Raw genomic sequence first — 18116 nt, 5'->3', positions numbered from 1 at the left:
TTAACAACAACTGCTTCCGCCGCTGCCATAGCGTGCTTCCTGGCGCTCGCGGAAGAACTCGTTGTAGGTCATCCAGGGCTTATCGGGATGATTGGTTTTCATGTGTTCAACATAGTTGTCGTAATCAGGAATGCCAATCAGCATTTTCGCGGCCTGGCCGAGGTATTTTTTTGCTTCGCCTAAGTTACCAAACATGGGGAGTTCCTGACATTGTTTTCCCCCTCACCCCGGCCCTCTCCCGCAGGGAGAGGGGGATCGATTCAGAGGGTTAGGGTGAGGGGAAAAGATGGATTAATGGTGTGAAGAGGTCTTCACGCCGCCTTCCGGCACCGGCACGTACGGGGTTTCTTTATCCGTGCGCACGGTACTGTTGCGGGCTTTCATCCAGGTTTTGAAACCGTAGAAAATAATGCTGTAGACCACCACCAGGAACAGGATACTCAGGCCGGCATTGGTGTAGTTATTCACCACGATGTGGTTCATGTTCGCCACTTCCTGCGCGGTCAGCTCGCCACCGGCAGCAATACGCGCTTTGTACTGGCTGGCCATGTAGAAGAAGCCTTCCATCTGCGGGTTGTTGCTGAACAGTTTCAGACCCAGCGCCCAGGTGGTGCAGATCAGCAGCCAGAAGGCCGGAACCACCGTCACCCAGATGTATTTGGTGCGCTGCATTTTAACCAGTACCACGGTGCCCAGCACCAGTGCCACAGCCGCCAGCATCTGGTTGGAGATACCGAACAGCGGCCACAGGCTCTTCACGCCGCCTAACGGATCGACCACGCCCTGATACAGCAGGTAACCCCACAGGCCCACGCAACCGGCAGTACCGATAACGCCCGCCACCAGAGAGTCGGTTTTCTTCAGGAACGGCACGAAGTTACCCAGCAGATCCTGGAGCATAAAGCGGCCAGAACGGGTACCCGCATCCAGCGCGGTGAGGATAAACAGCGCTTCAAACAGAATCCCGAAGTGGTACCAGAAGCCCATGTCTGCCCACGGCAGGATTTTATGGAACACGTGTGCGATACCTACCGCCAGCGTTGGAGCACCCCCGGCGCGGTTCAGGACGGACGGTTCGCCGATGTCTTTCGCGGTTTGCAGGATCTGCTCAGGGGAGATCACAAAGCCCCAGGAACTGACGGTCGCGGCCGCATGTGCGGTGACGTCTTTCAGTTGCGCCATGATCATCGGCGCATTATCGCCGCCCAGTTCATGCAGGTTCGGCATCACGATGCCCAGACCGGCAGGCGGGGTGTTCATCGCAAAGTACAGGCCCGGTTCGATAATAGAAGCCGCAACCAGCGCCATGATGGCAACAAACGATTCCATCAGCATTGCACCATAACCGATGAAACGCGCGTCGGTTTCACAGGCCAGCAGCTTCGGCGTGGTGCCGGAAGCGATCAGCGCGTGGAAGCCAGAGACCGCGCCACAGGCGATGGTGATAAACAGGAACGGGAACAGCGCACCTTTCCACAGCGGGCCAGTACCGTCGATGTACTGGGTCATGGCAGGCATTTTCAGTTCCGGATTCAGGATCACGATGCCGATCGCCAGACCGACGATCACACCAATTTTCAGGAACGTGGCGAGGTAGTCACGCGGAGCCAGAATCAGCCACACCGGCAGCAGCGCGGAGATAAACGCGTAGCCAATCAGCGTGAAGGTGATGGTGGTGTCTTTGAAGGTCAGCGCCGGGCCCCAGTACGGGTCGTGCGCAATCACGCCGCCGAAGTAAATCGACGCCACCAGCAGCACAATACCAATCACCGAGACTTCACCCACGCGGCCTGGACGCAGGAAGCGCATGTAAATGCCCATAAACAGCGCGATGGGCACGGTTGAGCAGACGGTGAACACGCCCCACGGCGATTCGGCCAGCGCTTTCACCACGATCAGCGCCAGTACGGCGAGGATGATGATCATGATAAGGAAACAGCCGAACAGCGCGATGGTGCCAGGCACCGGGCCCATCTCTTCTTTGATCATCTCACCGAGAGACGCACCGTTACGGCGTGAAGAGATAAACAGCACCATAAAGTCCTGTACCGCACCGGCAAGAACCACGCCCGCCAGCAGCCACAGGGTGCCCGGCAGGTAGCCCATTTGCGCGGCAAGTACCGGGCCGACCAGTGGGCCTGCACCGGCGATAGCGGCAAAGTGGTGACCGAACAAGACGTTACGGTTGGTCGGCACATAGTTCAGGCCGTCGTTGTTGATGACCGCCGGCGTCGCGCGCGTCGGGTCGAGTTTCATCACCTTCTGGGCGATGTAGAGGCTGTAGTAGCGATACGCCACGAGATAAACCGAAACGGAGGCGACAACGATCCACAGCGCGCTGACGCTTTCACCCCGCCGTAAGGCGACAACCGCCAGACAGAAAGCACCGATGATTCCAAGAATCACCCAGGGTATGTGCTTGAGTAGCTTTTTATTATCCATAGTAGACCTGGCTTTAAGACCGAAAGGGTCGATGTGAGTTAACGATTGATGTGTTGAATAGAGAACTTTGAGTAGGCAGATCATGACAAATAGCGTGCAGAAAATGGGCGCTATCTGATTAAGCGGTTGGAAGTGAGGGGCGAACGGTCACTCGCGGTGTTAAGCGGTTAAAGACAAAAATAAGCGGGAAGGTTTTTGTGAAGCAGATCACGGGGATACGCGGGCTGATGCGGCCTGCCCCGGCGACGGCCGCGTCAGGAATATCCGGCTGGCAGCACGAATTCCGGTAAAGTTTTTGCTTTCCAGGCCGAAAAACTGTTATCCGTCCACAGGAATGAGAAAACATGTTAAATCGTATCAAAATTGTTACCAGCTTACTTCTGGTACTTGGATTGTTTGGCCTTTTACAATTGACCTCAGGCGGTTTGTTCTTTAACGCCCTGAAACACGATAAAGAGAACTTTACGGTTTTACAGACCATCCGCGCGCAGCAGTCCACGCTGAATGCCAGTTGGGTTGCACTGTTGCAGACGCGTAATACCTTAAACCGTGCCGGGATCCGCTACATGATGGATCAGACCGGTATCGGCAGCGGGTCAACCGTGAACGATTTGATGCAAATTGCCAGCACCTCGCTGAAGCAGGCAGAAGCGCACTGGAGCGAGTATCAGGGCTTGCCGCGCGATCCGCGTCAGAGCGAAGCCGCTGCCGCTGAGATCAAGCGTAACTATGATATCTACCACGGCGCGCTGGCTGAGCTGATTCAGTTACTGGGCGCGGGCAAGATCAATGAGTTCTTCGATCAGCCAACCCAGGGGTATCAGGACGGTTTTGAGAAACAGTACAACGAGTATCTGAAACAGAACGATCATCTGTATGACGTTGCGGTGGAAGATAACGATGGCTCTTACAGCATGGCTGTGTGGATCATCATCAGCGTGCTGGCGGTCGTTCTGGCGGTGATTATCAGCGTCTGGTTCGGCATTAAGAGCGTGCTCATTGCACCGCTGCAACGCCTGGTGGAAAGCATCCGCCACATTGCGGGTGGCGATCTGGAGCAGCATATCGAAGTGCACGGCACCAATGAAATGGGGCAACTGGCCGACAGCCTGCGTCATATGCAGGGGGAGCTGGTGCGCACCGTGGGTGATGTTCGTCGTGGCGCAGACGCGATTTACAGTGGCGCGAGCGAAATTTCTTCCGGTAACAACGATCTCTCTTCCCGTACTGAACAGCAGGCCGCTTCTCTGGAAGAAACCGCTGCCAGCATGGAAGAGCTGACCGCCACCGTGAAACAGAACGCCGAGAACGCCCGTCAGGCGAGTCATCTCGCGCTCAGCGCGTCAGAAACTGCGCAGAAAGGCGGTAAAGTTGTCGATAACGTGGTGCAGACGATGCGTGACATCGCCGGTAGCTCGCAGAAAATCGCCGACATTATCAGCGTGATCGACGGCATTGCCTTCCAGACCAACATCCTTGCACTTAACGCGGCGGTTGAAGCGGCGCGTGCAGGCGAGCAGGGTCGTGGATTTGCCGTGGTAGCGGGTGAAGTGCGTAACCTCGCCCAGCGCAGTGCGCAGGCTGCCCGTGAAATCAAAGGTCTGATCGAAGACTCTGTGGGTCGCGTGGAGCTGGGTTCAACGCTGGTAGAAAGCGCCGGTGAAACCATGGATGAGATCGTGAATGCGGTAACCCGCGTGACCGATATCATGGGCGAAATCGCATCCGCATCCGATGAGCAGAGCCGTGGTATCGACCAGGTTGGTCTGGCTGTTGCCGAGATGGATCGCGTGACGCAGCAGAACGCCTCGCTGGTGGAAGAATCCGCTGCCGCCGCTGCCGCACTGGAAGAGCAGGCCAGCCGTCTGACTCAGGCCGTTGCCGTGTTCCGCACCCGTCGCGAGTCACGTAATGCGCCAGCAAGTTTTACCCCGGCGCAAGCCGTTCCAGCCGCTGCACTGCCGCGTAAAGCTGCCGTTGCAGACGATAACTGGGAAACCTTCTGATAGATCCTTCCGATGCCCGGCGGCGCATGTCGCCGGGCTTTTAACGATTACCCTGCCGTTATTACCCTTCCGTTTTCACCACTTTAATTTCCACAATCCCGATGCCGAGCTTGCGCGGCGAATGACCCAGAATATTGCCTTCGTTAGTGGACTGCGGGTCCGGCGGCACAATCTCCAGCGTATGGCTGCCTGTCGGGTTGCTAAAGCGCAGGGTGGTGGTGGTCACGTCATTGCCCAGCGTCAGCGTCTGCTCGCTGTTGCCCACGCGGACCGGCACCGGGCGATGGGCGTTCGGGCCAAAGGCTTTGGCGGTGATCACCAGATCAAACTTGGCGGGCAGCGGATCGTTGTACTCGATCTGCACACTCTCGCCAAGCTGAGCGTTTGACCAGCGGCCCCAGCTTTCCGGGCGCGAAATCCCGCTGAATTTCTTCACTTCTTCCGGCGCACCCGCGACGTTAAAGATAAAGCTGTCGGCTTTATAGCGAATGTCGTTATCGACGATTTTTAACTGATCGACGTTGCGCTTGTAGCGGTCGGTATCAATCACCGTATCTTTGAACGCGGTTTTGCCTTTCCACTGCGCCGCATCCACGCGCTTCACCGTCTGCTGACCGCCCAGTTGCCCCTGCGACACGCACCAGTCGGTAGAGAGCGCCAGTTCAGGTGCCCAGAGCTGCGCCATTTTGTAGCACTGATCGATCCAGACGAAATTATCGCGCGGCGCAAAATCGGCAAGCTGATAACGCAACGGGGCGGAGTATTCACTTTCCGGCAGCGGTTCGATGCGCTTATCGGAGACGCGGATCAGCAGCGGCAGGCGGAAATGGCTGCCGGAGAACGCAATGGTGCGCTTGTCGCGATCCACGGTGAAATCTTTCATCTCTTTGGGGAATTTCCACAGATGGATCACGTCAGGCTTCCAGGCCAGCACTTTCTCTTTCATGTTGAGGAACGACTCGGAGAGCGACTGCCCCGACAGGCTGCTGCGCCCAAGGCCAATAAAGTTGTCGCCGCCGAGAATATCCAGCACGGTCGCGCCGTTATCCATGGTGTTGCGCTTCACGCCGGAGATGTCCTGCTGCGGTGCGTCGCCGCGCAGAATAAAGAACAGGTTGTTGCGATCCTGCTTGTTCAGGTATTTCCACGCGGTGTTGTTCATCGCCAGATGATCGGACGAGACCACAATCACTGTGTCTTTAAACCACGGCGAGGCTTTGATTTTATTGATTAAAGCCGCGATGTGCTGCTGGCTACAGGTCACCGCGCTGAATGACTGGTTCTGTTTGCCGTCGATGTCGTAGCGTTTACGATCGCAGGTGCGCGAGATAAAACCGTCCGGGTGATGGGTGTCCACCGTCAGGGCGAACAGCGAGAAACGCTCGCCGCTTTTGGACAGCGTTTCGTACTTTTTCCACACCTCGTCCAGCACCGTGTCGTCATAAAAACCCCAGTCGTTGCGGTAAGTCGGATCGGCAACGGTGGTTTTCAGCTCTTCCGCCCCGATCAGATGTTCAAAACCATGGGACTTGAGGAACACGTCTTTCCCGGCAAAGCGCAGATTGGCCCCCTGTACAAAGTAGTTCTGGTAGCCGGAGTTTTTCAGGATATCGCCCAGACAAATATTCTGCGGGAAGAAGCTGGACATCGACGCCGAGGCGTTGCCTTCAAACGGCGCAAACAGCGGGATGCCGCACTGTGAGGCGACCATGCCGGCGATGGTGTAGTCGGTGCCCGGTAGCTGCGCGGTGTGAGTGAAATCGATCCCCTCTTTTTTGATTGCGCCCAGTTCCGGCGTTAAATCCGGAAAAGCGTCGTTATCAAAATAGGTGCGCTCAAGGCTCTCGCCGTAAATGTAGACCAGGTTGAGTTTCGGTTGTGGAATGGTTTTGGACGGCTCTTTGTACCAGACCGCAAAATCGGGATCGCCATCGCGCGACTGGGATTTCACCAGTTCCGTGATCTGGTGGAACGCCGGGCTGGCATCCACGGAACCAAGTGCCAGCAGCAGCGCCAGCAGGCTGTAACCAAAATGGTAAGGCAGATGGCGGCGTCGACGTAAGATCCAGCCGAGTGCGCCAAAGACCGCGAGCAGGGCGATGACAAGGCCCGCGCCGGGTAACAGGTATTTGCTCACGCCCGCGCCGGTAAGGCTGTTGGTGAGCGTATAGAGGACCGCATCGTTGATGCCATCACCGGTAAAATAATCACTGGCGTAGAGAGTGATGTTTAAAACAACAAAAAGCCCCAGCACCAGCAGGGTAGCGGTAAACCACCAGGTGTTGCGACCTGCTTTCCAGGCGTAAATCACCACGGACGCAATAAAAAGGGCAAGGGAAATCAGTTCTGACAACAGCCTATCCTCATCAGCGCCAGTCGCTCACTGGCCAGCCATTCAATTTTTGAGGTGACAATGTAAATGCGATGTCACATAGCTGCAATTCTAATGTCATTTAAACGTGCTGTTGTTCAGATTTAGTTTATAAAGAAGGATTTTTGAGCGGCGTCGCATCTACGGGGAGAGGCGTGTCACAGGATAAAGGGGAGTAAAACAAGGGTTAACGCCGCGTATGTTACTGAAACAGGTAAAACAAACGCGACGTGATAATCAGGAGAGGAAGCCAGGGCTGCGCGGTTAGAACGCTTCAATACTCTTTGCCGGTCACCCGGCTGCGATAGCTGTCCCAGTTGAAAATCACCCACAGGCTATTGCCCAGACGCATCCTGTCCATCACGCGCTCGCCAAGCAGCTTGGTCATGTCGTCCATGGTGCCGTTAGTCAGCATCCCGGTCGGTCGTTTAGATGAAGAGCGACGGTCAACGATCTGATTAATAATCACTTTTTCATAGCGGGATTCGGACTGCATGCCGATCTCGTCAATCACCAGTAAATCGACGTTACTCAAATCGTTAAGCAACTGCTCTTCGCTGGTTTCACGATTGGTGAAGGTGTCTTTCATGGCGGACATGATATCGGCCACGGTGATGATCAGTACCGATTTCCCGCGCAGCAAGAGCTCGTTGCAGATGGCCGCCGCGAGGTGATTTTTGCCGGTGCCGGGCTTGCCGGAGAAGATGAAACTGGCGATGTTGCCGTCGAACTCTTCAACGTACTGACGCGCTTTACTCAGCGCATTCATCTGGCCTTCGTTTTCGACTTTATAATTGTCGAACGAGCAGTTTTGATGCAAAGGCCGGATGCCGGAGCGGTTAAACGTGCGCTGCATTTTCATCGCCCGGTTCTCGCGTGCCAGCGCCTGAGCGCGGATTTCGCCCTGCTCTTTTTGCCAGGCGAGCAGTTCTTCACCCGTTTTGAAAGCGGGCTGAACATGCGCGGGCATCATTTTTTGCAGACGTTTCATCAGTTCGCCGACGTTTTTCATCATCATCCTCGAAAACCAGGTGGAATTTGATTATCAGGTTCGGAAATCGCGTTGACATCGCGCTTCGCTGCGCCGCCCTGACTGTTGCGGCTCATCAGCACGCTGCGCGCCAGTTTTTGCTGCCACTGCACGTGGTGGAAGACTTTGCCTTCAGCCTGCCAGTAGGCTACGAAAGACGCCAGTTCCTCTGGCGTGACCGGCTGGCTAAGACCAATTCCCCACAGGGCCGCCAGGCGCTGAAAATCGGCATCCGGCTGCCAGCCTGCGTACATGGCAAATTTACCCATCGGCACATTGACCGGCGCGGCGGCGGGTTCTTCGAAAAACTGCGCGTCGAGGGAAACATCGCTCGACGGGCGGCTCAGGCGGGCTTCCAGTTCCAGCAGCGTCGCCAGGCGTGCCGGGGTCAGCGCATAAAACGCGGGGGCGTTGTGCGCAAACACGGCCACCGTTCCACCCTGCGCCTGAGAAAGGACGTGGGCGGGATCGCGCATAAAATCATCGATGCCAATGACATTCGTGGACAGGATTCTGGAAGACATAGTGCTATCTCAAACTGGCTGGTACAGACACAGGGGAGAGGTCGCCTGCGATATGTGCTCATAGTAGCACAGAGAGGGGGGAGGGCAGCAGCATAATCCAGACGTGCCCGGCGGCGTGGCGCTGCCGGGCATGGAGCGGTTATCAGGCGATAATATTCAGCGTAACGTCGATGTTACCGCGCGTTGCGTTGGAGTAAGGGCAGACGATATGCGCCGCATCCACCAGTTTTTTGGCTTCCGCTGCATCCATACCCGGCAGGTGGATGTTCAGTTTCGCTTCGATACCGAAACCGGTCGGCAGCGGCCCGATGCCCACTTCGCCTTCAATGAAAGCGTCTTTCGGCATGGTGATTTTGTCGCGCGCAGAAACAAATTTCATCGCGCCGAGGAAGCAGGCGGAGTAGCCCGCAGCAAACAGTTGTTCCGGGTTGGTCGCTTCAGTGCCCGCGCCGCCCATCTCTTTCGGTACGCCCAGCTTAACGTCAAGTACACCGTCGGATGAGGTCGCACGGCCATCACGGCCTCCGGTCGCTTTGGCAACGGCGGTATAGATTACTTTTTCTAAAGACATGGCAGGTTCCTTTTTCTGTTTGTTTAACTTGCTATAAAGTAGTGTGCTATTTATTTATCAAACATAACGCCCGAAGGCATTATGCGCGGTGTAACTGCGCGCGGAGTGATTCCAGTTCCTGCTTCAGTGCCGCCAGGGTCTGCGCATCGCAGGCGGCAGAGGCATGCACCGATTTTGGAATGTCGCGTGCTTTTTCCTGTAAGGCCTGGCCCGCTTCGCTGAGCGTGACCACGACCTGACGTTCATCCTGGCGCGAGCGCTGGCGACTAATCAGCCCGGCGCTTTCCAGACGTTTGAGCAACGGCGTCAACGTGGCTGAATCGAGATACAGCCTCTCGCCAATGTCGGACACCGTGACATCATCCCGCTCCCACAGCACCAGCATCACCAGATATTGCGGGTAGGTGAGTTTTAACGGTGCCAACAGTTGCCGGTACACTTTGTGCAGCGCCAGATTGGTTGAGTACAACGCAAAACAGAGCTGGTTATCGAGATCCAGCGCGGCGTCTTCAGTGGAGCGTGATGTCGTTTTCATGATTTGAATATAGGTAGCGTACGATTTAATTGCAAGTTATTTATTAAGGGCAGATGTAACGCAGTACGACCTGCACTGCCATCGCGCGGTAGTGAGCCTGTTGCGCGGCACTGTCGGCCCCCTCTTCAAACAGCAGAGTGAAGGTGTAGCTGTTAGCAACAAAATGAAAGCTGAAGCTGCTCATCAGGCGGTGGACGTCGCGGGCATTGACGCTTTTGCTGAATAACTGTTTTTGCTGCCCACGTTGCAGAATATCTTCCAGTAACACCAGCGCGCTGCGGTTGATTTCACGCAGATAATCCGACTGCTCCATAAAACGCCCGCGCTGCATGTTTTCCATGCAAATAATGCGAATAAAATCAGGGTGATCGGCATGGTAATCAAAGGTGCTTTCCACCAGATGCACCATCGCTTCAACGGGCGGCATCTCGCTGAGATTGAGCTCTTTTTCGCTGCCGCGGATTTGGGTATAGACATACTCCAGCACCAGCAGGTAGAGGTTTTCTTTAGTTTTAAAGTGATACACCACCATGCGTTTTGTGGTGCCGGCTTTTTCGGCGATTTGCTCCATGCGCGCGCCCATTAGTCCGTATTCGGCGAACAGGGCGATGGCGCTGTGGAAAATCCGATCTTTCAGGCTGGCTTCGTCAAATTTTTCTAAAGGATAGATGCCATGGTGTTCCACGCTGACTCCTTAACAAGCCGCAACAGGAAAGGGGGATTATCACCATGGCCGGAGCAGAAAACAAATCTCAAACGCGCGGGCGTTTACGGTAGATCCAAAGACCCGGCACCGACAGGCCAATAGAGAGGGCCGCCACGATGGAGGTGGCTTTAAGAAAATTAGTCAGCAGGAGGATCATCAGATCTTCGCTGTAACCAACGTGGCTGATTTTCACGGCGGAAATCATCGCGGTATAAGCAGAGATGCCGGGGAACATAGGGATCACGGCGGCGACGGTGAAGACTTTTGGATGCGCCAGATACCAGCGTGACCAGCGGATGCCAATGCAGCCGACCAGCATGGAAGCGACAAAAGTGGACCATTCGATATTAAATCCGCTGGTCACCATGACCATCCGCGAGCCGTGACCGATCGCGCCCAGAAGTGCGCACCAGGGCAGGGCGCGGTGCGGCACATTAAACACCATCGCAAAGCCGACGGCGGGAATGGCGGACAATATCATGTCCTGCATCAGCGCCAGGATAAAATCGATTACACCCATCCGCGTAGCCCCCAAAGCGTCATGGCCATGACCACGCCAATACAGGTCGCCAGCGTTAACAGGCTGGCGATAGCCCAGCGTGCAAGGCCGGTGTTGATGTGGCCCTTGAACATATCAGCCACCGCATTGATGAGCGGGAAGCCGGGCACCAGCAACAGAACGCTGGCGGCCATCGCGACAGTGGCGGTATGAGCAAACAGCGGCAAGGTCAGCAGCAGGCCTGATACTGTGGTGGCGACAAATGCCGTTGCGCAGAAATTGATTTGTGGATGCAGATGGCGCTGGGCCAGCGTGAGGCGGACGTACATCGCCACGCTACTGGCAAAAAAGGTCACAACTGCGCCGTCCCAGCCGCCTTTATTCAATTGACAAAAACAGGCGCAGGAGAGGCCGACCATCAGCACCACCAGCCAGCGCGGATAGCGCAGCGGTTTGACCTGGCTAAAACGTTTTTCGACGTCCTGAGCATCGAGTAATTTATGCTCAGCCATAATGATGATGTGCTGCACTTCCGTCACAACATGCATGTTAATCCCGCGATCGCTGTTTTTACGGGTGGAGGTGAGGCATTCACCATCCTTAATTGTCGTGAGCACAATGGCGTTGGAGGAAATCGCGCTTTCTACGCTGTCCATACCCAACGCCAGCCCGAGGCGTGTGGGTAACTCATCAACCAAAGCGCTTTCTGCACCGTGCTGAAGGAGTAAAAGACCGCACTGAATACACAAGCGCGTGACGGCACGTTGTGAAGTCTGATTTGCTGGCATTTATTGACCCGGTGATGATGCCGAAACGCCCGCGAAGCCGGGGCGGAAAAGCTCGTTGTAGCATAAACCGTCTACTGGCTGGACAGGTGCAGATCAATATTTATTCACTCTTTTTACGTCTGTCAGGAGCCACTACGAGCGGGTTGTGCAAATCTCTTTTTTCTAAAATAATTCACAACGTGTATACATTTAATTTTGCTTCTTTTTGATTGTGCTATTAGTGCGTTAATGCCGCTTATTTTTTTACACCCCCTGTGCCATAGTATCCTAGTGAGAAAAGAACCAATAAATGCATATTTCATGACATGGGAATGATAAGCCCAGGTTTAGCATTGGTGCAGATCATTTTTTTAATGAACGAAAGCGACCGAGAAATTGTCCGCGAAGGCCTGTTTCGTGGGCACAGCATGGGGTTATTGCTGTGAGGAGTTCGGCACGCGAAAGGAATCGGAGAAATCATGGATACAGGAAGTTTTAAATACGGCGTGGTTATTAGCAAAGCCCCCATCATGCAACAGGGGCTGGGTAGCATTATGGAGCGTTATTTTCCCGATTATGAAATGACGCATTGTTCTGCATTGGAAGAATTGACTTTACTTCAATTGCGTCGCGCCAATTTAGTTATTGCGGATATGTCTATCGACATGCAGCAACCGCAAAGCGTATGCGAACATTATTATAAATTGATGTCGCAGTATAAAGAAATTCACTGGGTCTTTATTGTTCCCCGGTCACTCTATACGCTGGCAGTTCAATTACTTCTGCGGCCAGAAAGTACTATTTTGTCCAATGTGGAATCCCTTGATGGCATTATTAATGCCATTCGCGCTGGAAGCCAGAATGCCGAAAATATCAGCCATACTCTTCTTTCTCCGGATTTTACCCACTTTGATGTCGATGAGAACAAATCACAGATACTGACATTATCTGAACGTAAAGTATTACGCCTGATTGGAAAAGGATGGGGCATCAATCAGGTCGCTATGTTACTCAAGAAGAGTAATAAAACGGTGAGTGCACAAAAGAACAGTGCGATGCGCCGTCTGTCGTTGCGTAGTAACGCGGAAATGTACGCGTGGATTAATAGTTCACAGGGAATGAGAGAGCTGAATTTAAGCTCGGCTTACGGAGAGCAAGCGGAATGGAAAAAAGTTACGCCAAACGACATGTTGCTGTCATCGAAAATTGCATTATGAGTGAAGCAGGCCTCAGCCATCTGTTTAATTCCTATGGTCTGAAGTCTTTCCAGCTTCATTTTTTCAAAGATTATGCGGCGTTTAAAAGCGAATCAGCAACGATCAATTTTATGGCCATTATTTTTTCGTTACCGGGTTTGCGGGCGCAACGCATTACCTGCCTGCATAACTTAGTGGAGCTGACGTGTGCAAATCCGACGATAAAACGAATTGTTCTGGCAAATGATGATACTGAAGCCCGGTTAATGAGTTTGCTTTCTCCCTCACCTACGCATGGTGTAATCAGTAAAGACTTAAAGGTGAAAGAATTAAAAGATAAGTTATCGTCGGCCCTGAATGAGACGCAGTGGCTTAGTGATGATTTGCCAGGCGAAGAGTTTACAATTAAACATTGTGGGTTGAGTCCGACCGAGCGTGAAATTCTGCATTATATGACCTATGGCTATTCACTACCGGAAATCGCACATCATCTTTCGCGAAATATCAAAACGGTGCGCGCGCATAAATTCAATGCAATGACCAAGCTGGGAGTGCATTCAGATGCCGGACTGCTGGATGCTGCCGATATTCTGATGCACATCACGACAGATAAAGCCTCTTTTTCTGCCCACGCTTTTATGTGAATCTCACGCTGGCCTCTCTATCCAAAATAATTCAAGTTTAGAAAGGCGGCCAGCGAGAGAATGCCCGGGCGCTTACATAGGTAAGTGACTGGGTTAAACGAGGGCAGACAACACTCTGCCATCCTGATGAGGGGAGATCAGGACTGGCACACGTCAACCCAGGTTGCGGCTGTTAATTGCGCCATCCGTTCCGGGGAAATACGCACAGCGCTGTGGATCGCGCCAGCCGCGGGCAGTACTTCCTGATAGCGCTTAAGCGACACGTCACAATACACGGCCAGTGGGTTTTCAAGACCAAATGGGCAGACGCCACCAACGGGATGCCCTGTTATCACCACTACTTCGTCGCTGCTTAACATTCTCGCTTTCGCACCAAAGGTGGATTTCAGCTTTTTGTTATCCAGCCGGGCGTCACCTTTCGCCACGATCAAAATCACTTCATCTTTAATTTTTAACGACAGCGTCTTCGCTATCTGGCCCGGCTCTACATTATGTGCCGCAGCGGCCAGCGCGACGGTGGCAGTGCTCTGATTTAATTCAATAATTTCAATATCGGGGGCCTGACTGGCAAAAAAATCCCGTACGGACTGCAGACTCATTGTTATCTCCTGGGAACGACTGCCAATAATCTGTCACAACGTTTTATCTGCTGTAAATTATTAATCATCGCTACAGAGATATTCCAGATTTATCGATCCTCTTCACAATCACGGAAACCGGTTACAGTAACCGGTTGCAGTGTCTGAAAGGGAGATTAATACTCACTTTGTCCCTTCCTCTGTCTCAGATAATAAGAGCCGTCTATGAAACGTATCCTACTGAGTTGTAATGCTGGTTCGCAAACCAGCATGGCTGTAAAACCGCAAAATGGATTGTTGCACAGCAACAGGTTCAACCCTGCTGCGCTTACTATGTTAGCCTGACAGGAGAGCCGCTATGTCTACCCACCATCCTGCGTTTGATGTGATCTTCCGCTTCGTTGAAAACTATGTCAGCCCCATCGCCGGGCGAATCTCTTCCCAGCGTCACGTGATGGCAATCCGCGATGGTTTTATCTCAGCCATGCCGTTTATGATCGTGGGTTCATTTTTACTGATTTTCGCCTATCCGCCGTTTTCGCCTGATACCACCATGGGTTTTGCCCGCGCATGGCTGGATCTGGCGAAGCGTTTTGAGGGGCAAATTCTCACGCCGTTTGATATGACGATGGGGATTATGTCGATCTACATTTGTGCTGCCATTGCCTACAACCTTGGCAAGCACTATGTGAAGTCGCATCAGCTCGATCCCTTTATGTGCGCCATGCTGTCGCTGATGGCATTCCTGTTGGTTGCGGCACCAAAAACCAATGACAATCTGCCGGTTCATAGCCTGGGCGGTACCGGGATCTTTACGGCCATTCTGGTAGCGATGTACTGCGTAGAAATGATGCGTTTTTTGAAGGCGCATAATATTGGCATTCGTCTGCCGGACCAGGTGCCGCCGATGATCAAAAACTCCTTTGATCTGCTGATCCCGGTGCTGGTGGTGGTGTTAACGCTCTATCCACTGAGTCTGTTTATTCAGTCGCAGTTCGACATGCTGATCCCACAGGCCATTATGTCGCTGTTTAAACCCCTGGTCGCCGCGGCGGATTCACTGCCTGCTATTCTGCTGGCGGTATTGATAGGCCACCTGCTGTGGTTTGCCGGGATCCACGGGGCTGCTATCGTTTCCGGGATGCTGCAAATGTTCTGGCTGACTAACCTTGGGATGAACCAGACCGCGCTGGCGCAGGGTGCTCCGTTGCCGCACATCTTTATGGAAGCATTCTGGACATTCTTTATCGTTATCGGCGGCTCCGGGGCCACCATGGGGCTGGTAATTTGTTATCTGCGCAGCCGCTCCGTGCACTTACGGTCGATTGGGCGTTTGAGCGTGGTGCCAAGTTTCTTCAACATTAACGAACCGGTGATTTTCGGCACACCTATCGTAATGAACCCGGTGTTCTTTATTCCGTTCCTGCTGGCACCGCTGGTGAACTCAATTATCGCCTGGGCTGCAATGAAAATGGATCTGATAGGCCGGGTCATCGCCGTTGTACCCTGGACAGCACCGGCACCGGTAGGGGCAGCCTGGGCGCTGGGCTGGGATTACCGTGCGGCAATTCTGGTTGTGGTGCTGGCTTTTGTCTCCGCCGTTATCTACTACCCGTTCTTTAAAGTGTATGAGAAACAGCTTCTGGCGCAGGAAGCAGAAGAAGCGCAACGTACGGAAACGGAGGGGCAGCAGGTCGCGTAATCATGGCAAGGGGCGAAAGCCCCTTGTTTATTTGAGAGTGCAGTCACCGCACTGCTGAACATCAGGCAGGCGATAACGCTGGCAACAGGTACGGCGTACCAGTAAGCCGTCGCGCAATACGACGGTGCGCCATAAAGGATTGTCCTGTCCGCAGGAAAGCTGTTTTTCGAAGAAACAGAACTGACGCAGCGCTGCCACGCGCTCTTCCCCAAGCAGCGGTTTCATCTCGTTGAGATACCAGTTGATCAGATAACCGGTATTGCTCCAGATAAGTTTGCCGTTAATTTCACCCGTCGATTCCAGCGCCTCAATCACCGGGATCAATGCTTTGACGATCAGTGTTTCAATACGTCCCTGATCCGTAAGCGATGTGGTCTGGCGATCGTAATGCACATCGACCCAGAAGCAGGCCGCGCGCCCGGTTTCATGGAATTCGCCATGAAAATGCTCGGGCGAGACATCAAGCGCCATCTCATGCGTTAATAGCGCCAGCAGCAAGGGGGGCACCATCAGACCGAAATACCATTGCGCCCAGAGCGACAGCAGCGGTTTGCCTTCACGCGTCTGATGCGGCTGGTTGCGGTAGATATGATCGCCGTAGATGGATTGTAACGAGCGAAGGGCAGCAGGCCGTGACCATTCAGCCAGCGTTAGCGCGGTGTGCGGGTGGGGTTCGTCCAGACGGATAAAATCCAGAAGATGGGCACGTTGACTGGCGATAGTTTCACGCAGCGCGGCAGCCAGCGGAACGGGCTTAAGATGAAGCGGGGTTCGCCAGATAACATCTTCAGTGTTCGGTGCGGGACGATAGGTCATGGCGCTAAGCAATCAGCAAATCTAAATGATAATGATTGCCAATCCTAACTATAGACATAACCGATCGCAAGAATTTTGTCGGTAAAGAGGCGTCAGATCTCGTTTCAGGCGATTTTTAGATCGCCGCTGACCAGAATATTATTACGTCCCTGGTGTTTGGCTTCGTACAGCGCTTTGTCTGCGAGGTCTAAGGCGGCGTCAATATCTTCATCCATTAACGGTGCGATACCGATGCTTATCGTCACATTGGTGGCGACGCTTTCGTTAAACATATGCGGGATTTTTAAATCATAAACGCGCTGGCGGATACGCTCAGCATCCATTCGCGCCCGGTCAAGATCGGCACTGCTTAATAGCACCATAAATTCTTCACCGCCAAATCGGGCGACGATATCGCGCGAGCGCACGGCGTCACGGATGGCCGCAGAGACGCGGATTAACGCCTGATCGCCCATCATATGCCCGTAGTGATCGTTGTAGGCTTTGAAGTGGTCGATATCGAGCAGCAAAACGTAACGTACGCCGCCTTCCAGCGCCAGCAGGTTATCAATCTTGTTTTGCAGGCCGCGTCGGTTATAAAGGCCGGTCAACGGATCCAGCATACTCAGGTCGTTCAGCGTCTCTCTTTCTTCCAGCAGCCGGTACATTAAATTACGGGCAAACGTATCATTACGTGACTGAATAAGATTTTGAATCGCGATCCCGGCCATAGGCAGCGCGAATGAATAGAACATCCGTAACCAGTAATCGCCTTCGGTAAACCACAGGCAACTCAAAAAGACCGGTAACGAGTGCAGAGTAAATGCAATGATATTATTAGAAAAAGCGATAGAGCCAATAAATAATACGCTTAAAAGCGCAATAAGCAGATAAGTGGGATCGTGGGGTTCAATTGCCGCAAACTTAATAGCGACATGCCATGCCCATAAACCGCCAAATAATATTGAGACAAAAGGAATATGTATTTTCTTTCGCGGAAATTGCCAGTTCCACAGGAGCAAACCCATGCTCAGACCGAAAAGCAGGCATAAGGGAACGGTTACCGCGCGCACATGATAGAGCGGCAGTATGAAAGAAAAAAATGCAGAAACTGCATTGAGAAACAAGAAAAGCCGCAGGGATAATTGGTATTTCTTGTTACACAGGGAACGCCATGAGTGTGATGTCATATCTAAAAATCGTTATTAATCTGCAATATATAATCGTAATGGTTGCCAAAATGAAAAATAACGCGGAAAAAATTTATCGCGAAAAATATTAGAAAATTGTTATGTATTCTTCCGAGGCGCACAATTTATCACCTTCATGAATGCCTGTCATCAGGCGATGCGTAAAGTTCATTCAAAGGGACAGGCGCGGGCTGACAGATGAGAAAACATATCATATGATATTGGTTATCATTATCGATATGAGAGGCGAAAGCATGTGGCAGCGTGCGCTTGGAAGTGGATGGGGTCTTATCTTGCCGGGCATTTTAGTTTCCGGGCTGGCTTACGCCGATCTGTCCGTCAGTACCTGGCGTGTATTAATTGTGCTGGGATTGCTGATCACGCCGGCCATGCTCTACCACAAGCGATTAAGACATTTTGTCTTGCTGCCATCGGGCATTGCGCTGGTAGGGGGAATTATGCTGGTGATGTTGAATTTAAAGCTGATGATGTAGCAGGGAAAAAAACAAGAGGGAAATAAGATAATTGGTGCGAGGGGGGGGACTCGAACCCCCACATCC

The 18116-nt window shown here is 53.1% G+C and carries 18 protein-coding genes; 5 read left to right on the top strand and 13 right to left on the bottom strand.

Going from position 1 to position 18116, the window contains the following annotated elements; all coding sequences use genetic code 11:
• Positions 1-195, bottom strand: a complete 195-nt coding sequence (locus BM373_RS15835; RefSeq protein WP_090463333.1) for a YbdD/YjiX family protein — start codon at positions 193-195, stop codon at positions 1-3.
• A gap of 96 nt (positions 196-291) precedes the next feature.
• Entirely contained in the window at positions 292-2442 is a 2151-nt protein-coding gene (gene btsT, locus BM373_RS15830; protein ID WP_090463330.1) for a pyruvate/proton symporter BtsT, read from the bottom strand.
• Between the two features lie 344 nt (positions 2443-2786).
• On the opposite strand from btsT, the gene tsr reads away from it, so the two are divergent.
• A complete protein-coding gene (gene tsr, locus BM373_RS15825) occupies positions 2787-4448 on the top strand; it encodes a methyl-accepting chemotaxis protein (RefSeq protein WP_090463327.1) in 1662 nt (553 codons plus the stop codon).
• A gap of 61 nt (positions 4449-4509) precedes the next feature.
• On the opposite strand, the gene opgB is transcribed toward tsr, so the two are convergent.
• From opgB to BM373_RS15785, 8 genes are all read right to left on the bottom strand, one after another.
• Positions 4510-6801, bottom strand: coding sequence for a phosphatidylglycerol--membrane-oligosaccharide glycerophosphotransferase (gene opgB / locus BM373_RS15820; RefSeq protein ID WP_090463325.1), 2292 nt, complete (start codon positions 6799-6801; stop codon positions 4510-4512).
• 292 nt (positions 6802-7093) lie between these two features.
• The gene (dnaC, locus tag BM373_RS15815; protein ID WP_090463321.1) at positions 7094-7831 is read right to left on the bottom strand and encodes a replicative helicase loader DnaC; all 738 of its coding nucleotides are present in this window, start codon (positions 7829-7831) and stop codon (positions 7094-7096) included.
• A 2-nt stretch (positions 7832-7833) separates the two neighbouring features.
• Positions 7834-8373 carry a primosomal protein DnaT gene (gene dnaT, locus BM373_RS15810; protein ID WP_090463319.1) on the bottom strand — a complete coding sequence of 180 codons (540 nt, stop codon included), beginning with the start codon at positions 8371-8373 and terminating at the stop codon, positions 7834-7836.
• A 142-nt stretch (positions 8374-8515) separates the two neighbouring features.
• Entirely contained in the window at positions 8516-8944 is a 429-nt protein-coding gene (locus tag BM373_RS15805; RefSeq protein ID WP_090463316.1) for an organic hydroperoxide resistance protein, read from the bottom strand.
• A gap of 79 nt (positions 8945-9023) precedes the next feature.
• Positions 9024-9479: a MarR family winged helix-turn-helix transcriptional regulator gene (locus BM373_RS15800; protein ID WP_090463314.1), complete on the bottom strand. Its 456-nt coding sequence runs from the start codon at positions 9477-9479 to the stop codon at positions 9024-9026.
• Positions 9480-9522: 43 nt separating this feature from the next.
• Positions 9523-10164: a TetR family transcriptional regulator gene (locus BM373_RS15795; protein WP_090463311.1), complete on the bottom strand. Its 642-nt coding sequence runs from the start codon at positions 10162-10164 to the stop codon at positions 9523-9525.
• 67 nt (positions 10165-10231) lie between these two features.
• Positions 10232-10705: a threonine/serine exporter gene (locus BM373_RS15790; RefSeq protein ID WP_090463308.1), complete on the bottom strand. Its 474-nt coding sequence runs from the start codon at positions 10703-10705 to the stop codon at positions 10232-10234.
• A complete protein-coding gene (locus tag BM373_RS15785) occupies positions 10696-11472 on the bottom strand; it encodes a threonine/serine exporter family protein (RefSeq protein ID WP_090463306.1) in 777 nt (258 codons plus the stop codon). Before BM373_RS15785 ends, BM373_RS15790 begins: the two co-directional genes overlap by 10 nt.
• A gap of 458 nt (positions 11473-11930) precedes the next feature.
• Between BM373_RS15785 and BM373_RS15780 the strand changes: the two genes are divergently transcribed.
• On the top strand, positions 11931-12668 hold the full coding sequence (locus BM373_RS15780) for a helix-turn-helix domain-containing protein (RefSeq protein ID WP_090463303.1): 738 nt from the start codon (positions 11931-11933) through the stop codon (positions 12666-12668).
• Positions 12614-13291, top strand: coding sequence for a DNA-binding transcriptional activator BglJ (bglJ, locus tag BM373_RS15775; protein ID WP_256214665.1), 678 nt, complete (start codon positions 12614-12616; stop codon positions 13289-13291). Before BM373_RS15780 ends, bglJ begins: the two co-directional genes overlap by 55 nt.
• Before the next feature lie 137 nt (positions 13292-13428).
• Here bglJ and BM373_RS15770 read toward each other — a convergent pair whose 3' ends face one another.
• Complete coding sequence (locus BM373_RS15770; protein ID WP_090463295.1) at positions 13429-13890, bottom strand: YbaK/EbsC family protein; 462 nt, start codon at positions 13888-13890, stop codon at positions 13429-13431.
• Positions 13891-14227: 337 nt separating this feature from the next.
• Here BM373_RS15770 and BM373_RS15765 point away from each other — a divergent pair, with 337 nt between their 5' ends.
• Positions 14228-15571: a PTS sugar transporter subunit IIC gene (locus BM373_RS15765; protein ID WP_090463291.1), complete on the top strand. Its 1344-nt coding sequence runs from the start codon at positions 14228-14230 to the stop codon at positions 15569-15571.
• A 27-nt stretch (positions 15572-15598) separates the two neighbouring features.
• Here the strand turns inward: BM373_RS15765 and fhuF are convergent, their stop codons facing one another.
• Together fhuF and BM373_RS15755 are read right to left on the bottom strand one after the other, a co-directional pair.
• Entirely contained in the window at positions 15599-16387 is a 789-nt protein-coding gene (gene fhuF, locus BM373_RS15760; protein WP_090463288.1) for a siderophore-iron reductase FhuF, read from the bottom strand.
• 104 nt (positions 16388-16491) lie between these two features.
• Positions 16492-17556, bottom strand: coding sequence for a GGDEF domain-containing protein (locus tag BM373_RS15755; RefSeq protein WP_090463285.1), 1065 nt, complete (start codon positions 17554-17556; stop codon positions 16492-16494).
• Between the two features lie 215 nt (positions 17557-17771).
• Between BM373_RS15755 and BM373_RS15750 the strand changes: the two genes are divergently transcribed.
• The gene (locus tag BM373_RS15750; protein WP_090463872.1) at positions 17772-18050 is read left to right on the top strand and encodes a DUF1435 domain-containing protein; all 279 of its coding nucleotides are present in this window, start codon (positions 17772-17774) and stop codon (positions 18048-18050) included.
• Positions 18051-18116: the final 66 nt, after the last annotated feature.

This window comes from Enterobacter sp. kpr-6, from assembly GCF_900116015.1.
Taxonomy (GTDB): Bacteria; Pseudomonadota; Gammaproteobacteria; order Enterobacterales; family Enterobacteriaceae; genus Enterobacter_D.
This window is presented reverse-complemented; position numbering and strand designations above follow the sequence as displayed.

Excerpts from the sequence above, each read along its gene's own strand:
- BM373_RS15835 (WP_090463333.1), bottom strand. The coding sequence starts at position 195 with ATGTTTGGTAACTTAGGCGAAGCAAAAAAATACCTCGGCCAGGCCGCG.
- btsT (WP_090463330.1), bottom strand. The coding sequence starts at position 2,442 with ATGGATAATAAAAAGCTACTCAAGCACATACCCTGGGTGATTCTTGGA.
- tsr (WP_090463327.1), top strand. The coding sequence starts at position 2,787 with ATGTTAAATCGTATCAAAATTGTTACCAGCTTACTTCTGGTACTTGGA.
- dnaC (WP_090463321.1), bottom strand. The coding sequence starts at position 7,831 with ATGAAAAACGTCGGCGAACTGATGAAACGTCTGCAAAAAATGATGCCC.
- dnaT (WP_090463319.1), bottom strand. The coding sequence starts at position 8,373 with ATGTCTTCCAGAATCCTGTCCACGAATGTCATTGGCATCGATGATTTT.
- BM373_RS15805 (WP_090463316.1), bottom strand. The coding sequence starts at position 8,944 with ATGTCTTTAGAAAAAGTAATCTATACCGCCGTTGCCAAAGCGACCGGA.
- BM373_RS15800 (WP_090463314.1), bottom strand. The coding sequence starts at position 9,479 with ATGAAAACGACATCACGCTCCACTGAAGACGCCGCGCTGGATCTCGAT.
- BM373_RS15790 (WP_090463308.1), bottom strand. The coding sequence starts at position 10,705 with ATGGGTGTAATCGATTTTATCCTGGCGCTGATGCAGGACATGATATTG.
- BM373_RS15785 (WP_090463306.1), bottom strand. The coding sequence starts at position 11,472 with ATGCCAGCAAATCAGACTTCACAACGTGCCGTCACGCGCTTGTGTATT.
- BM373_RS15780 (WP_090463303.1), top strand. The coding sequence starts at position 11,931 with ATGGATACAGGAAGTTTTAAATACGGCGTGGTTATTAGCAAAGCCCCC.
- bglJ (WP_256214665.1), top strand. The coding sequence starts at position 12,614 with ATGGAAAAAAGTTACGCCAAACGACATGTTGCTGTCATCGAAAATTGC.
- BM373_RS15770 (WP_090463295.1), bottom strand. The coding sequence starts at position 13,890 with ATGAGTCTGCAGTCCGTACGGGATTTTTTTGCCAGTCAGGCCCCCGAT.
- BM373_RS15765 (WP_090463291.1), top strand. The coding sequence starts at position 14,228 with ATGTCTACCCACCATCCTGCGTTTGATGTGATCTTCCGCTTCGTTGAA.
- fhuF (WP_090463288.1), bottom strand. The coding sequence starts at position 16,387 with ATGACCTATCGTCCCGCACCGAACACTGAAGATGTTATCTGGCGAACC.
- BM373_RS15755 (WP_090463285.1), bottom strand. The coding sequence starts at position 17,556 with ATGACATCACACTCATGGCGTTCCCTGTGTAACAAGAAATACCAATTA.
- BM373_RS15750 (WP_090463872.1), top strand. The coding sequence starts at position 17,772 with ATGATATTGGTTATCATTATCGATATGAGAGGCGAAAGCATGTGGCAG.